This is a genomic window from Nocardioides sp. CPCC 206347, from assembly GCF_048654605.1.
Taxonomy (GTDB): Bacteria; Actinomycetota; Actinomycetes; order Propionibacteriales; family Nocardioidaceae; genus Nocardioides.
Window position 1 is genome coordinate 74,241 of record NZ_JBMCYZ010000009.1, and the last position, 13,765, is coordinate 88,005.

Annotated in this window: 12 protein-coding genes; 4 read left to right on the plus strand and 8 right to left on the minus strand. The window is 70.7% G+C overall.

Annotated elements, in window-relative coordinates; translation table 11 throughout:
• Nucleotides 1-4: 4 nt before the first annotated feature.
• Genes ACOACQ_RS23285 through ACOACQ_RS23295 form a run of 3 tightly spaced genes read left to right on the plus strand, consistent with a single transcriptional unit; the run spans nucleotide 5 to nucleotide 2,507 of the window.
• Nucleotides 5-487: a (2Fe-2S)-binding protein gene (locus ACOACQ_RS23285; protein ID WP_378598030.1), complete on the plus strand. Its 483-nt coding sequence runs from the start codon at nucleotides 5-7 to the stop codon at nucleotides 485-487.
• A 26-nt stretch (nucleotides 488-513) separates the two neighbouring features.
• Complete coding sequence (locus ACOACQ_RS23290; protein WP_420289383.1) at nucleotides 514-2,004, plus strand: SDR family NAD(P)-dependent oxidoreductase; 1,491 nt, start codon at nucleotides 514-516, stop codon at nucleotides 2,002-2,004.
• A gap of 23 nt (nucleotides 2,005-2,027) precedes the next feature.
• A complete protein-coding gene (locus ACOACQ_RS23295; protein ID WP_420289384.1) occupies nucleotides 2,028-2,507 on the plus strand; it encodes a T3SS (YopN, CesT) and YbjN peptide-binding chaperone 1 in 480 nt (159 codons plus the stop codon).
• Nucleotides 2,508-2,541: 34 nt separating this feature from the next.
• Here ACOACQ_RS23295 and ACOACQ_RS23300 read toward each other — a convergent pair whose 3' ends face one another.
• The 7 genes from ACOACQ_RS23300 to ACOACQ_RS23330 form a co-directional block, all read right to left on the minus strand.
• Complete coding sequence (locus tag ACOACQ_RS23300) at nucleotides 2,542-3,096, minus strand: flavodoxin family protein (protein WP_420289385.1); 555 nt, start codon at nucleotides 3,094-3,096, stop codon at nucleotides 2,542-2,544.
• A complete protein-coding gene (locus ACOACQ_RS23305; protein WP_378601254.1) occupies nucleotides 3,093-3,935 on the minus strand; it encodes a universal stress protein in 843 nt (280 codons plus the stop codon). The genes ACOACQ_RS23300 and ACOACQ_RS23305 overlap by 4 nt, the downstream gene beginning before the upstream one ends.
• Before the next feature lie 13 nt (nucleotides 3,936-3,948).
• Nucleotides 3,949-4,854: a universal stress protein gene (locus tag ACOACQ_RS23310; RefSeq protein WP_420289386.1), complete on the minus strand. Its 906-nt coding sequence runs from the start codon at nucleotides 4,852-4,854 to the stop codon at nucleotides 3,949-3,951.
• The gene (cydD, locus tag ACOACQ_RS23315; RefSeq protein ID WP_420289387.1) at nucleotides 4,851-8,264 is read right to left on the minus strand and encodes a thiol reductant ABC exporter subunit CydD; all 3,414 of its coding nucleotides are present in this window, start codon (nucleotides 8,262-8,264) and stop codon (nucleotides 4,851-4,853) included. Before cydD ends, ACOACQ_RS23310 begins: the two co-directional genes overlap by 4 nt.
• Nucleotides 8,261-9,283, minus strand: a complete 1,023-nt coding sequence (cydB, locus tag ACOACQ_RS23320; protein ID WP_420289388.1) for a cytochrome d ubiquinol oxidase subunit II — start codon at nucleotides 9,281-9,283, stop codon at nucleotides 8,261-8,263. The genes cydD and cydB overlap by 4 nt, the downstream gene beginning before the upstream one ends.
• Before the next feature lie 15 nt (nucleotides 9,284-9,298).
• Nucleotides 9,299-10,735, minus strand: a complete 1,437-nt coding sequence (locus ACOACQ_RS23325; protein WP_378601266.1) for a cytochrome ubiquinol oxidase subunit I — start codon at nucleotides 10,733-10,735, stop codon at nucleotides 9,299-9,301.
• Between the two features lie 103 nt (nucleotides 10,736-10,838).
• Nucleotides 10,839-11,822 carry an Acg family FMN-binding oxidoreductase gene (locus tag ACOACQ_RS23330; RefSeq protein ID WP_420289389.1) on the minus strand — a complete coding sequence of 328 codons (984 nt, stop codon included), beginning with the start codon at nucleotides 11,820-11,822 and terminating at the stop codon, nucleotides 10,839-10,841.
• Nucleotides 11,823-11,950: 128 nt separating this feature from the next.
• On the opposite strand from ACOACQ_RS23330, the gene ACOACQ_RS23335 reads away from it, so the two are divergent.
• The gene (locus ACOACQ_RS23335; protein ID WP_378601272.1) at nucleotides 11,951-12,619 is read left to right on the plus strand and encodes a response regulator; all 669 of its coding nucleotides are present in this window, start codon (nucleotides 11,951-11,953) and stop codon (nucleotides 12,617-12,619) included.
• Between the two features lie 33 nt (nucleotides 12,620-12,652).
• Here ACOACQ_RS23335 and adhP read toward each other — a convergent pair whose 3' ends face one another.
• Nucleotides 12,653-13,669 (minus strand): alcohol dehydrogenase AdhP, encoded by a 1,017-nt coding sequence (adhP, locus tag ACOACQ_RS23340; RefSeq protein ID WP_420289390.1) that lies wholly within the window; start codon nucleotides 13,667-13,669, stop codon nucleotides 12,653-12,655.
• Nucleotides 13,670-13,765: the final 96 nt, after the last annotated feature.

Consider the following 13,765-nt stretch of genomic DNA (forward strand, 5'->3'; position numbering starts at 1 on the left):
CCTGATGCCCACGCACACCTTCAAGCTCAATGGCGAGACCGTCACCGTCGAGGTCGAGGACGACGTCCGCATCCTCTGGGTGCTGCGCGACATCCTCGGTGTCACCGGTCCCAAGTACGGCTGCGGCATCAACGTCTGCAAGGCCTGCACCTCGCACATCAACGGCAAGGCGTTCAACCCGTGCTCGGTCCCGGTCGACGCGATCGGCGAGGACGACGAGATCACCACGATCGAGGGCCTGGCCGACACCGTCGAGGGCGACGGGCTGCATCCGATGCAGGACGCGTGGCTGGAGCACGACGTCGCCCAGTGCGGCTACTGCCAGCCGGGCCAGATCATGACGGCCGTCGCACTGGTCAACCGCGTCCGCCAGGAGGGCCGCGCGATCACCGAGGACGACCTCGACGCGATCCGCAACGTGTGCCGGTGCGGGACCTACTCCCGGATCCGGGACGCGGTGCGCACGGGCGCGGAGATGATGGGCTGAGACAGCCCGGACCGTACGCTTCGCCGGTGGAACGGATCGACCCCGACGAACTCGCCATCACCGTCAAGGTGCTGAAGCAGTTGCACCATTTGCCGCCGGAGCACGAGGACGTCACGACCGTGAAGCGCGCGGCGTCGCACATGTACAAGGCCCTCAAGCAGACCCGTCGCCTGCTCAAGCGTGAAGCCGAGGCGGCTGCCGACCGCGCCGTCATCGAGGCCACCGCGACCGGTTCGGCCATGCGGATCGACGACGAGACCGCCGGGATCCCGCTGGTCTCGACCGCGAAGGGAGCCTTCGCGGGCGAGCTGCTGAAGGCGCGCGGCTGCTACATCTGCAAGCAGGACTTCACCCTGGTCGACGCGTTCTACCACTGGCTCTGCCCCGAGTGCGCGGCCATGAGCCACGCCAAGCGCGACCAGCGCACCGACCTCACCGGCAAGCGCGCGCTGCTGACCGGTGGCCGCGCCAAGATCGGCATGTACATCGCGTTGCGCCTGCTCCGCGACGGCGCGCACACCACGATCACGACCCGGTTCCCGAAGGACGCCGTACGGCGGTTCGCCTCGATGGACGACGCCGACGACTGGCTGCACCGGCTGAAGGTCGTCGGCATCGACCTGCGCGACCCCACCCAGGTGATCGCACTGACCGAGGACGTCGCGGCCGACGGCCCGCTCGACATCCTGATCAACAATGCCTGCCAGACGGTACGACGCTCGCCCGGTTCCTACTCCCACCTGGTCGAGGGCGAGCTCGCCCCGGTCCAGGCCCCGCTGGGCCGTGAGCTGCCGGAGATGGTGACCTTCGACCGGATCTCCGAGGCGCACCCGGCGGCCATCGCCGGTGCGCTGGAGGCGCATGCCGTCGCCCACCACGACGGGGAGTCGATCGAGGCCGCGCTGGCCGCCCAGAACGCCGCGTCGCTGACCTCGCTGGCCCTGTCGGCCGGGCATGCCTCGCTCGAGCGCCACCTCGCCGGCACCGCGGTCGACGCGGGTGGCCTGCTGCCGGACACCCAGACCAACAACTCGTGGACCCAGGTGGTCGACGAGGTCGACCCGCTCGAGCTGCTCGAGGTGCAGTTCTGCAACTCGATCGCGCCGTTCCTGCTGGTGTCGCGCCTGCGTCCGTCGATGCGGGCGGCCGTGGCTGCGGGCGCGCGCCGTGCGTACGTCGTGAACGTGTCGGCGATGGAGGGCCAGTTCTCCCGCCGCTACAAGGGTCCCGGCCACCCGCACACCAACATGGCCAAGGCAGCGCTGAACATGATGACCCGCACCAGTGCGGGGGAGATGTTCGAGACCGACCGGATCCTGATGACCGCCGTCGACACCGGCTGGATCACCGACGAGCGCCCGCACCAGGAGAAGCTGCGGATCGCCGCCGAGGGCTGGCACGCGCCCCTCGACCTGGTCGACGGTGCCGCGCGGGTCTACGACCCGATCGTGCGCGGCGAGGCCGGCGAGGACATGTTCGGTTGCTTCGTGAAGGACTACAAGCCCTCTCCCTGGTGACCCGCGGTGAGTAGGGTCGCTGCATGAGCCGCGACATGGTCGACGCGTACGTCGAGCGCCTGCTGGAGGAGTTCACGGGCAACGAGTCCCTGAACCGCGACGACCAGGGCGGCTTCCCGTTCCGCTACAAGGACTGCGCCTACACGGTGCGCGTCGTGGGACCGGACGACCGGCCGGCGGTCCGGGTCTGGTCGGTCACGGTCACCGAGGTCGAGAAGACTCCCGAGCTGCTCGACTTCCTCAACGAGATCAACCAGCGCCTGCTGCACGCCCGCGTCTACTGGACCGAGAAGGCCGTGGTCTTCGAGGACGCCGTCACCGGTCTGGCGCTCAACAAGGGCACGCTCGAGTCGTCCCTGACCGACGTGATGGAGGCCAGCAACTTCTTCGCCCAACAGCTGGTGGAGAAGTTCGGCGGCAAGCTGACCGTCGAACCGGAAGCGGCCGAAGGTGCCAAGGACCCGTCCGCCGAGCCGGCCGCCGGCGACGGCATGTATCTCTGACGCACGCCGGGACTGGGCCTGGAGCGAGGCGGCATCAGGCCGGTGATGCCGCGAGGTCGTCGCGGCACGCTGCGGCCATCATCTGACCCCAGCGCTCGGCGCGGGCCAGTTCACCTTCGGACAACGGGCCACGCGTCCGGTCGACGAGGAAGGCGACGGGCTTGCGCAACATGCGGAACCCGTGTCGTCGCAGGAGCCGCGCGGCCGTGGCGCCCGCAGCGAGGGGCAGGCGGCGTACCCGGGCAACCCGGGTGTCGAAGACGACGAGGCGATCCGTTCCGAATCGTTCCGGGGTCGCGCTCACGATCCAGTCACGCAGCCCGATCGTGGCCCGGGAGGGGGGTGCACCCTGGTGGACCGCGTCCTGTCGGCTCTGCGCGCGGCTCAGCGTGAAGGCGTGCGTGGGCGCTCCTGCCACCAGGAGGTCGACCCTGATCGGACCGGTGGCTGCGAGCGACGTGACGGGAACGGCGCGGGCTTCGAAGCCGGCCCGCTCCAGGCCGCGGGCGATCGCCTCGGCCACCTGAGCGGTGTTGTCGAACATGGACTCGTAGACGACCAGGGCACTGCGGTCGGCTCCGGTGTTCACGGGAGCAGTCCGCCCCGTGGTTCCGGGACCACGCCGACGACGGTATGGGCTCGCTCCACCACGGCAGTGCCCACCGACCCCGTGACCAGACGCTTCACGCTGTCGATCGGGTGCCGTCCGACGACCACCAGGTCCCATGCCGCGCTGCGTCCGCCGATCACGTCGTCGACCAGTCCGTGGGTGACGCGAAGCGACACGGCGACATCGGGGTACTTCTCGGCGAAGCCGGCGATCGACTCCGCCAACAGGCGGTGCGGCTCGTCCCCGGTGCCGAGGTCTGCATCTTCGAGCGAGACGTTGCGGTCACCGGCCACAGCGGCGGCCACGTCCCAGATGCAGTGGACGACGGTCAGCACCATGTCGCGCATGGAGGCTTGGGCGAAGGCGAACTCGAGGACCGCCCGGGATTCCGGTGTGCCGTCCGCACCGACCAGGATTCCTCGACCACGATGGCCCTCGGGTCGGGGCCGGCACACGATCACCGGGCACCACGAGAGCCGGCTGACGGCGGCGCTGACCGAGCCGAGCAGCATGCTCTGCACGGTCCCCCGGCCGTGGGACCCCAGCACCAGGAGGTGGGCATCGCGGGACAGCTCGACCAGGATCGAGCGGGGATCGCCGGCCGCAGTCAGCGGAACGACCTCGATGCCGGGTGCTGTGCCGGAGGCCAGCCGAGCGGCCTCCTGGTTGATCCGGTGGTTCTTCCCGTCGACGGTGACGACCACCAGGGTCCTGCGTTCGAGCCGGGCCTGTTCGGCCGCCCAGATCACGGCCCGGTCTGCGTGCTTGGAGCCGTCCGCGGCGACAACGATGCTGCCGGACTGGATGAGCTGGTTCATCTCCATCGACCTCTCAACGCTCGAGTGCGGGTTCGGACTGCGGCACGACGACCACGGTGGTTCGGGCGCGTTCGACGACGGCAGTCGCGATCGAGCCGGTGAGGAACTGGAAGAGGGTGTCGACGGGGTGTCGTCCGACCACGATCAGGTTCCAGTCACCGCTTCGGGTGGTCAGGCAGTCCTCGGCGAGACCGTGGGCGAGACGGAGGTCGACTGTCACCTCCGGGAACTTGGCGGACATGCCCGCGATGCTCTCCGCGAGGAGGAGTCGTTGCTCCTCGAGTCCCGGCTCGTCGGGCGCAGCGGGTGCCACACCATGAACTGCTGCGATCTCGTCCCACACGCAGTGCACCACCGTCAGGGGCAGGCTGCGCAGGGAGGCCTGAAGGAACGCGAACTCGATGATGGGCACCGATTCCGCCGTCCCGTCGGCACCCACGAGTACACCGAGAGCCGCTTCCCTTCGCTGGGGGCGACACACGACCACCGGGCAGTCGGCATCCCGGCTGACGGCTGCGCTGACCGAACCCAGCACCTTGCTTCGGAAGACGCCGCGCCCCCGGGAACCGAGGACGAGCAGGTGGGCGTGCCGGGAGATGTCGACGAGCGCCTGTCGGGGGTCGCCCTGGAGCACCCTGACCTCGACCTGCAGTGCAGGACGAAGATGGCGGGCGACGGCGATCGCCTCGTCGGCGACGGCCTGGCCGTGCGCGATCATTTCGTGGGGCTGGTAGGCATATGCGGCGCCCATCCCGGCCCAGGCGACGGCAGGGACTCCGGCCGTGCCCACCGCGGTGACCACGGTCAGCGGGCGGCGCTCCAGATAGGCATGTTCAGCAGCCCACTGGACGGCGCGGTGAGCGTCGTCCGAACCATCAGTCGCGACGACGATGGTGCTGGGATCGATGGTTGTCTTCATGACTCCACCTTCCTCCCGAGCAACCCTGATCCGGCACGGGCCGAGGCCCCGCGACTGCCGGGACCTTCGACCCCTTCGCTGCTCGTGCGGGGCCGGAGCGTGACGGTGCGATCCACCAGGTCCAGGCCTGCCGTGCCATGCGTGATCCACAGCACCGACCTGGTCCGGTCACCGCCCAGGACCTCCTCGGCGAGCGCCACTGCGGTCGCGTGGTCCAGGTGGGCCGTCGGCTCGTCCAGCACGAGCACGGGCTGGTCGGCGAGAAGGGACCGGGCGATTCCCAGCCGGGCCCGCTCGCCCCCGGAGACCGACGCGTGGCCCTCGCCCAACCAGGTGTCGAGGCCGTCGGGCAGGGTGTCGAGCCAGTCACCCAGGTGTGCCCGGCGGAGCGCGTCCTCGACGTCGGCGCCACTTGCTCCGGGCCGGGCCAGCCGGACGTTCTCGACCAGGGTCGTCGCGAACACGTGGGGATGGTCGTCGACCAGGCCGACCCGGCGCCGGATGTCGTCGATCCCGACATATGTCGTGAGCGACCCACCCACGCGTGCTTCGCCGGCGGTGGGATCGAGGAATCGCATCAACACCGCGGCGAGGGTGCTCTTGCCCGATCCGGAGACGCCGACGACGGCCACCCGGTCGCCCTCGGCGAGGTCGAAGGAAGCAGGGCTGGTGAGCGGGGCGCGGAGGTCCCACCGCGTGCTGAGGTCACGGACCGTGACGTCGTTCCCGCGGGGCGATGCCAGGCCGGGAAGGTCGAGGACGGCCGGATCGGTCCGTTCGAGGGCCTCCAGCCGTGCCCGCGCCGCGTCCGTGCGGGTGGCGAGGATGCCGGCGTCGGCGCACGGCAGCGCGACCTCCAGGAGGGCGAGGGGCAGCAGGACCAGCAGGGCCATGATCGGACCGGACAGGCCCCCCGAGCCCACGTCGTCGACGGTCAGCGTCGCCATCGCGACCATCGCGAAGCCACCACCGCTGAGCAGGAGGGCCCGGGCGGCAGCGAGCCAGACGGACGCGGTCCCGGCGGTCGCGCCGGTCCGGGAGCTGGTCAGCGCGATGGCGTCAGCCGTCGGCAGGATCCGCTGCCACATCCGCAGCTCGTCGGCCACCTGGACCGCCTCGACGACTTCGCGCGACAGCTCCGCCCGCAGCCCGACCAGCTCGTGCTCCGCCGTGCGCGACCCACGGCGCGCCAGCAGGTGCGCCACGCCGGCGAGCAGCGAGAACGCGCCGATGACCAGGCTGCTGACCGGATGGAGCAGCGTCGCGATCACGGTGGCGCCAAGGGCGACCAGTGCGAACTGCACGAAGGGCATCCGGACCCGCAGGTGCCGGTCCACGACGCTGTCGACGTCGTCGACGACGGAGCTGAGCAGGTCCCCGCGGCGGCGTCCCAGCCGGCCCGGGACCAGGGGCACCAGGGCGTCGTACACCTCGACACGGCGGCGGGCGAGGAGGCGCAGCGCGGCATCGTGTGCGCGCAGCCGTTCGACGTACCGCAGGACCGGGCGGGCCAGGCCGAAGGCGCGTACGCCGACGACGGCGACCAGCAACGTCAGGACCGGAGGCCGGGTCGAGGCCTGCACGATCAGCCAGCCTGCGGTGGCGGTGAGCGCGACGCCGGACGCAGAGGCCAGTGCGCCCAGGATGGTCGCGCCGGCGAACCGGGTGCGCTCCTCGTGCAGGGGAGGGATCGTGCCGGTCGGAAGGCCTGAGGGTGGCGAGACGGACGACGCCGGCATGTCGGCGGACACGGCTCGCGCCACGGGAGCGCCGGCGAGCACAGGCGCCGGCGCAGGGAGGGCGATTCGATGATCGGCGAGCGCGACCAGCCGGGGCTGGTGCGCGACGACGATCACGCCGCTGCGTCGCCCCAGGGCCACGATCGTGTCGGCGATGACCTGTTCGGTCAGCTGGTCGAGGTGGGCCGTGGGCTCGTCCAGCAGCACCCACGGGCGCTCCGCCAGCACGACACGTGCGAGAGCGAGACGTGCCCGTTCGCCGGCGGACAGGGTTGCGCCGTCCTCGCCGAGGGGAGCGCTGAGCCCGCCGGGCAGCTCGCGGATGCGCACCTCCAGCGCGACCTCGCGCAGGACTCTCCACAGGTCGTCCTCCGTTGCCTCCGGACGGGCCAGGCGGAGGTTGTCGGCGATCGATCCGGTGAGGAACTGGGGCTGCTGGGGCAACCACGCGATCTGGGCCTGCCAGGCCGGTCCGCCGACGGCGTGGCCGCCGGACGCGACCTGTCCGGTGTCGAGCGGCAGCAGGCCGGCGATCGCGGCCAGCAGCGTCGACTTCCCGCACCCCGACGGACCGGTCAGGGCAGTGACGCCGCGGGCCGGAATGAGGGCGGACACGTCGTGCACCGCCGGCACCGTCCGCCCGGGGAACGTGATGGTGACCCGGTCCAGCAGGAGCGGGACACCGTGCGGAGCGGCCTCGTCGGTCCGTGCGCCCTCCGGGGCGTCGAGCAGCTCGTGGGCTGCTGCGAAGGTGGCAGCACCCTCGGCGGCAGCGTGGAACTCGGCGCCGACCCTGCGCAGCGGCCAGAAGGCCTCAGGAGCCAGGAGCAGTACGACGAGCGCAGTGTGCAGGCCGAGCGAGCCCGATGCCAGCCGGACGCCGACCGTGACCGCGACCAGGGCGACCGAGAGCGTGGCGACCAGCTCGAGCACGGCCGAGGACGCGAAGGCGATGCGCAGCGTGCGCAGCGAGGCCAGGCGGTAGCGGTCGGTCACCTCGGCGATCCGCGCCGACTGGGCCCGGGCCCGGCGGTGGGCGACCAGCGTCGGCAGTCCGCGGACGACGTCGAGGAAGTGGCCCGACAGCGAGGCCATCGCGCGCCACTGCTCCTCGGCGCGGTCGCGCGTGGCGAGGCCGACCAGGGCACCGAACACCGGCACCAGCGGCAGGGTGCACACGACGATCAGCGCGCTGAGCAGGTCCTGGGTGGCAATCGCCACGACGGTCAGTGGCGGCAGCACGGTCGCCACCACCAGCGCAGGGACGTAGCGGGTCAGGTACGGCTCGGCGGCAGCCACTCCGCGCGTGGCCAGGACCGCGACCTCGCCCGGTGTCGCGCCGGTGCCCGGAGCGGTGCCCGACCCGCCGGTACGGTCCAGGGTCGCCCGGACCAGGCGGTGGCGCAGCACCGTCGCCACCACCGTGGCGGCGCGCGCGGCGAACAGGTCGCTCGCGGCTCCGACGAGGCCGCGCACGGAGAGGACGACGACCGTGGCCAGCCCCCAGCCCAGCAGCGGCTGGTCGCGCAGCACGGCGATCACCAGCCCGGCGACCACCCAGGCCTGAGCGATGACCAGTCCGCCGCCGAGCACACCCGTGGCGACGACGCCGCCGAGGCTCCCGCGGGCCGGGGCCAGCAGCCGGCGTACCCGCGGGTCGCTCGGCCTCATCGGACCTGGGTGGTCGTGGGAGCCGCGTTCGGGATGTGGTGCACCGCGATCCGCTTGCGGAACACCCAGTACGTCCACGACTGGTAGGCGAGGACGATCGGGGTGAAGACCACCGCGACGATCGTCATGATCCGCAGCGTGTACGACGTCGCGGCCGCATTGGTCGTCGTCAGGCTCGTCCCACCGGCCAGCGTGCTCGGCATGACGTCGGGGAACAGGGCCAGGAACAGGCCGGCGACAGCGAGACCGATGGCGAGGAAGGTGCCCAGGAAGGCCCAGCCCTCGCGCCGGCCGTGTGCGGCGAGACCGGCGCCGACCAGGCACACCGCGGCTGCGCAGAAGGCGACGGCGGAGCCGGGAGTGCCGGTCTGCTGCTGGGTCCACACCAGGAACACCACGGCGAGCAGGGCCGTCACGGCCACCGCCGGTACGGCGAGGCGGCGGGCGCGGTGACGGATCTCGCCGTCCGTCTTCAACGCGACGAACAGCGCACCATGGGTCAGGAAGAGACCGAGCGTGGTGAGACCGCCCAGCAACGCATAGGGGTTGAGCAGGTTGAAGAACCCGCCGGCGTACTCCAGGTCGCTGTCGATCGGGACGCCGCGCAGGATGTTCGCGAAGGCCACTCCCCACAGCAGGGACGGGACGAAGGAGCCGACGATGATGGCCAGGTCCCAGCGGGCCCGCCAGTTGTCGTCGTCCCGCTTGGCGCGGTACTCGAACGCCAGCCCCCGGAAGATCAGCGCGACCAGGATCAGCAGCAGGGGCAGGTAGAACCCGCTGAACAGGGTGGCGTACCACTCGGGGAACGCGGCGAACGTGGCGCCGCCGGCGACGAGCAGCCACACCTCGTTGCCGTCCCAGACGGGGCCGATGGTGTTGATCATGACCCGGCGTTCGGTGTCGTTGCGGGCCAGGACCGGCAGCAGCATGCCGACGCCGAAGTCGAAGCCCTCGAGGGTGAAGTACCCGACCCACAGGACGGCGATCAGGATGAACCAGATGGTGGTGAGCTCCATGGTGATGTCCTCGGGTCAGTAGGCGAAGGCGAGCGGACGGTCGTCGCCCGTTCCGGCCGTGTCGTCGGGCGAGGGCAGCTCGTCGGCTCCCTTGGCGATCCAGGTGAACAGCAACCGGAGCTCGACGACGGCCAGGACGCCGTACACCGCGGTCAGGGTGAGCAACGAGATCCACGCCTCGGTGGTGCTCAGGCCGGGCGAGACGGAGTGCTCGGTGGTCATCAACCCGAAGACCGCCCACGGCTGGCGGCCCATCTCGGTGAAGATCCAGCCGAACGAGTTGGCGAACAGTGGCAGGAACGGGAGCGCCACCGCAGCCGCCAGGACGGCGCGTCCCTCCGGGGACCGGCCGGCGCGGGTCACCCACAGGATCCAGGCGGCGACGACGGCGCCGGCCAAGCCGAGGCCCATCATCAGCCGGAAGGTCCAGTAGGTCAGCGGGATGACCGGGGTGTAGTCGCCGGGGGAGTAGTACGCCGCCCCGGGGTCCGCGCCGTACTGCTCCTGGTAGCGCTCGCGGAGGTCGTTGATCCCTTCGACCTCGCCTCCGGGGGTGCCGGTCGCGAGGAAGGACAGCATGCCGGGGATCTTGATCCCGAAGGTCTCCTTCTCGCCGTCCAGCGTGCCGAGCTGGAAGATCGAGAAGTCGGCGGGCTTCTCCGTGTCGTAGAGGCCTTCTGCCGCCGCCATCTTCATCGGCTGGACCTCGGTCATGATCTTGCCCTGCACGTCGCCGCTGACGATGACGCCGAGTGCAGCGACCAGCACGATCCCCGCACCGGTGCGCACCGCGGTGCGGTACATCAGGCGATCGGTGTCGTTCCTCGCGCGCCGCAGGTGCCACAGGGCGATGCCCACGACGAAGGCCGCTCCCGTCATGTACGCCGACAGCACCACGTGGGGGAAGGTCGCCAGCTGGACCTTGTTCAGCATGACGGCCGCGAAGTCGTTCATCTCGGCGCGACCCGTCTCCGGGTTGTAGGCGAAGCCCACGGGGTTCTGCATCCACGAGTTCGCCGCCAGGATGAAGTACGACGACAGCAGGGTGCCGATGTGGAACAGCACCATGCACGCGGCGTGCACCTTCGGTGGCAGCCGGTCCCAGCCGAAGATCCAGAGTCCGAGGAACGTGGACTCGAGGAAGAACGCGAGCAGGCCCTCGACCGCGAGGGGGGCACCGAAGACGTCGCCCACGAAGCGCGAGTAGTCGCTCCAGTTCATGCCGAACTGGAACTCCTGGACGATGCCTGTGACGACACCGATCGCCACGTTGATCAGGAAGAGCTTGCCGAAGAACTTCGTCAGCCGCAGCCACTGGTCGTTGCGCGTGCGCAGCCAGGTGATCTCGTAGCCGGCGATGATCGCCGACAGGCCGATCGTGATCGGGACGAAGAGGAAGTGATAGACGGTCGTGATGGCGAACTGCCACCGTGCGATGTCGGTCGGGTCCACAGGAGCTCCTGGCTGGTCGGGCTGTCGCGTTCACGCTAGGAGTGCGCACCCGCCCGTCCCCACGGCCCGAATGCCCCTCCCCATGGGACCTTTGGCCCCCGGTTCAGTACGAGAGAACCTCTTTCAGGGGACGACGAGGGCTGCGCGGCAGTGCCCTCCGCCCGATCACCTGCCAGCCCACGCGGACCAGCAGCAACGGCTCGAAAGTGCTGGCGAGCACCGTGCGGCCGATCTCGTGGCGGGTGCTCTCGACCTCGATCGGCTGGGTCATCGGCACCACCGACATGCCGGCACGGGCGGCCTCCAGCCAGATCGCGCCGAGCGCCTCGCCGACCCGGAGCCAGCTGCCCACGTCGTCCGAGGCGGCACCGAGCACGATCACCCGGTCGCCACTGTGGATCACGAGTCGGGTGTCCTCGAGGACACCTGGCCGGAACCGGGTCCGCGGATGCAGGGGGTCCGGGTCGTCCGGGAGCAGCTCCTGCGGGATGCCCTCGTCGCCCGAGCGGTCGATCCAGCTGTCCTGCTCCTCGACGCGGCCGGGGTCGAGGTCCAGGAACGTCAAGGCCCGGTTCGCCAGCAGCTCGAGCCGGAAGCGGGCCGCGTTGTCGGTCACGGCCACGGCGTCGGCCGACCAGGCGGCGGCGATGCGGCAGAGCGCGGCGAGCTGGTCGTCGGGCACCGGCCAGGCGGTGAAGCGTCGACGGTCGGTGCAGCGGGCTCGCAGGAGCTCGATGTCTGCCGGGACGGGCGGATGGTGCGCGTGGCGCCCCACCAGCACCCGGGCGAGCACCGAGTCGTCGTCCGGGGGGACGTGTTCGACGACGGACTCCCAGCCGAGTGCGCGCGTGGCGAACTGGAGGTGGTGCAGGGCCGCCCCACAGCTGATGGTCAGGTTGCGTCCGCGGGGGTCCGACGCCGTCAGCCTGCGCTTCAGGTCGGCGCGGAGCGCGATGGTGCGGCCGTCGTACTCCCACAGCCAGGGCTGGGTGTTGTGGACGCTGGGCGCCAGGCACGCCAGCTCCACGAGGCGCTCGATCACTGCCACGGGGGCGGTCTCGGTGCTCGGGGTTGCGCGCATCGTCATGGTGTCCTCCTGCTCCTTCGTTCCCACTGTGGTTGTTCTCGCAGGGGTCAGGCAGGGTCGAAGGTCCCCTCCTGACAGGAACCGCGGTCCTCGCCTGTGGCACGCGGATCGCGGCTACCGTGGGAACCGTGAGCGAACCACCGACCGCAGGCACACCGCAGATCCGCGTCTACCTCCTCGACGACCACGAGATGATCCGGCGCGGGATTCGCGACCTCCTCGAGAGCGAGGGCGACATCGTGGTGGTCGGCGAGTCCGACTCCGCCCGGGAGGCGGTCAGCCGGATCCCGGCCCTGCGTCCCGATGTCGCGATCCTCGACGGGCGCCTGCCGGACGGCTCCGGCATCGACGTGTGCCGCGACGTCCGGTCCCAGGACCCCTCGATCAAGGCGCTCATCCTGACGTCGTACGACGACGACGACGCGCTCTTCGCCGCGATCATGGCCGGCGCGGCCGGCTACGTCCTCAAGCAGGTCCGCGGCAACGACCTGCTCGACATCGTGCGTCGGGTCGCGGCCGGCCAGTCGACGCTCGACCCGCTGGTCACCGCGCAGGTGCTGGAGCGGATCCGGACAGGCCCCCCAGTCAACAAGGAGCTCGAGTCGCTGACTGATCAGGAGCTGCGGGTCCTCGACCTGATCGGGAAGGGCCTCACCAACCGGCAGATCTCGCAGGAGCTCTTCCTGGCCGAGAAGACGGTCAAGAACTACGTGTCCTCGCTGCTCGCCAAGCTCGGCATGTCGAGCCGGACGCAAGCCGCGATCTACGCGGTGAAGAACAACCCGCCTGCGGAGTGAGGCGGGCCGTGCGACCGCCGGCCCTTCACGTGCTCAGAGCTCGAAGACGATCCGTGCGGTCGTCCGACCGGCGAGCACGTCTGCCATGGCGTCGTTGACCTCGTCGAGCTTCCGGGACTCGGCGATCACCCGGGTCCGGCCTCGGGCGTGCAGCTCGAAGACCTCGGCCAGGTCCTGGCGGCTGCCGACGATCGAGCCGATGACGGAGATGCCCTTGAGCACCGTGGGGAAGATCGGGAGCGCCATCGGCCCCTCTGCCTCCGGAGGCAGGCCCACGCAGATCAGGCGACCTCCGCGGCGCAGCGACGCGAAGGCCTGCTCGAAGACCGACGGTGACACGGCGAGGACGATCGCCACGTCCGCACCGCCGAGCTCCTCGATGGCAGCCACCGGGTCGGTCGTCCGGGCGTTCACGACGTGGTCGGCGCCGAGCTCGCGGGCCATGTCGAGCTTGGTGTCGTCGACGTCGACAGCGATGACCGTGCCGCCGACCAGGCGCGCGTACTGGACGGTGAGGTGGCCCAGGCCACCGATGCCGAAGACGGCGACGCGCTCGGTCGGCCGGATCCCCGCGACCTTGACGGCCTTGTACGTCGTCACGCCTGCGCAGGTGAGAGGTGCCGCGTCGAAGCTGGTGACGCCGTCGGGCACCGGGACGACGTACTTCGCGTCCGCGACGGCGTACTCCGCGAAGGACCCGTCGAACGAGTAGCCGGTGTTGCGCTGTTCCTCGCACAGCGTCTCCCAGCCGCTGACGCAGTGGTCGCAGTGACCGCAGGCGTGGCCCAGCCACGGCAGGGCGACCCGGTCCCCGAGGGCGCGTTCGACGACGCCGTCGCCGAGCGCCTCGATGACACCGACGCCCTCGTGACCCGGCACGAACGGCGGTGTGGGCTTGACTGGCCAGTCGCCGTGCGCGGCATGGATGTCGGTGTGGCACAGGCCGCTGGCCTCGATCCGGACGAGTACCTCGCCGGCGCCGGGTGTGGGGACCTCGTGCTCCTCCAGGGTGAGAGGGGCGGTGAACTGGTGGACGACTGCGGCTTTCATGGGTTTCCTTCGGGACGTGGTGTGGACGTTGTCGGGCCGGAGGCGGTCATCGCACGACGGGCGTGCTGCACCCCCGGCATCGCCGGGCTGGGCGGG

Excerpts from the sequence above, each read along its gene's own strand:
- ACOACQ_RS23285 (WP_378598030.1), top strand. The coding sequence starts at position 5 with ATGCCCACGCACACCTTCAAGCTCAATGGCGAGACCGTCACCGTCGAG.
- ACOACQ_RS23295 (WP_420289384.1), top strand. The coding sequence starts at position 2,028 with ATGAGCCGCGACATGGTCGACGCGTACGTCGAGCGCCTGCTGGAGGAG.
- ACOACQ_RS23305 (WP_378601254.1), bottom strand. The coding sequence starts at position 3,935 with ATGAACCAGCTCATCCAGTCCGGCAGCATCGTTGTCGCCGCGGACGGC.
- ACOACQ_RS23310 (WP_420289386.1), bottom strand. The coding sequence starts at position 4,854 with ATGAAGACAACCATCGATCCCAGCACCATCGTCGTCGCGACTGATGGT.
- cydD (WP_420289387.1), bottom strand. The coding sequence starts at position 8,264 with ATGAGGCCGAGCGACCCGCGGGTACGCCGGCTGCTGGCCCCGGCCCGC.
- cydB (WP_420289388.1), bottom strand. The coding sequence starts at position 9,283 with ATGGAGCTCACCACCATCTGGTTCATCCTGATCGCCGTCCTGTGGGTC.
- ACOACQ_RS23330 (WP_420289389.1), bottom strand. The coding sequence starts at position 11,822 with ATGACGATGCGCGCAACCCCGAGCACCGAGACCGCCCCCGTGGCAGTG.
- adhP (WP_420289390.1), bottom strand. The coding sequence starts at position 13,669 with ATGAAAGCCGCAGTCGTCCACCAGTTCACCGCCCCTCTCACCCTGGAG.